Below are 698 nucleotides of genomic sequence, written 5' to 3' on the forward strand. Positions count from 1 at the left end.
TAGCTGATCCGACAAAACCGATTACGAGATGGCCGTGCTCGCCTCGTGCCGTTCGCTGTGCCAGTTCAATTCCTTGTCCGATTTGCATCAATGCCATGCGGCAATGATTTAAAAAGATTTCTCCTGCTGCGGTAAGCTCGACAAATCGCTTTGTCCTTTTCAGAAGCGTAACCCCGACTTCTTCCTCCAGCTGTTTGATCTGCTGGCTGAGAGGAGGCTGCGTCATGTTCAGCCGTCGGGCAGCCTTTCCGAAATGAAGCTCTTCGGCTACCGCGATAAAGTATTGAAGATGGCGAAGCTCCATTCAATATGCATTCCTTTCCATAGGTTAATAATTCGTATTACATATTAATCATAAGGCGAATCGATATTGGAGGTCAATTTCCAAAGAGTGTATAGTGAAACGTATCACAAGTCATTTAAAATTTTACGTTAAAATGCATAATAAGGAGTGAGGGTGTTGACAAAAGCAACAAAAGAACAAAAATCCCTTGTGAAAAACAGAGGGGCGGAGCTTGTTGTTGATTGCTTAGTGGAGCAAGGTGTCACACATGTATTTGGCATTCCGGGTGCAAAAATTGATGCGGTATTCGATGCTTTACAAGATAGAGGACCTGAAATTATCGTTGCCCGGCACGAACAAAATGCAGCATTTATGGCGCAAGCAGTCGGCCGTTTAACTGGAAAACCGGGAGTCG

General features: G+C 44.8%; 1 protein-coding gene and 1 pseudogene. One reads left to right on the forward strand and one right to left on the reverse strand.

All coding sequences use genetic code 11. From position 1 onward, the window contains the following. A pseudogene (gene alsR, locus RVS70_RS21680) lies at nucleotides 1-304 on the reverse strand (acetoin biosynthesis transcriptional regulator AlsR); the annotation flags it as partial. Nucleotides 305-460: 156 nt separating this feature from the next. Between alsR and RVS70_RS21685 the strand changes: the two are divergent. Then, a partial coding sequence (locus RVS70_RS21685) for a thiamine pyrophosphate-binding protein (protein WP_321134790.1) occupies nucleotides 461-698 on the forward strand: 238 nt, incomplete at its 3' end.

It is taken from the genome of Virgibacillus sp. M23, from assembly GCF_034190895.1.
Lineage (GTDB): Bacteria > Bacillota > Bacilli > Bacillales > Amphibacillaceae > Virgibacillus > Virgibacillus salarius.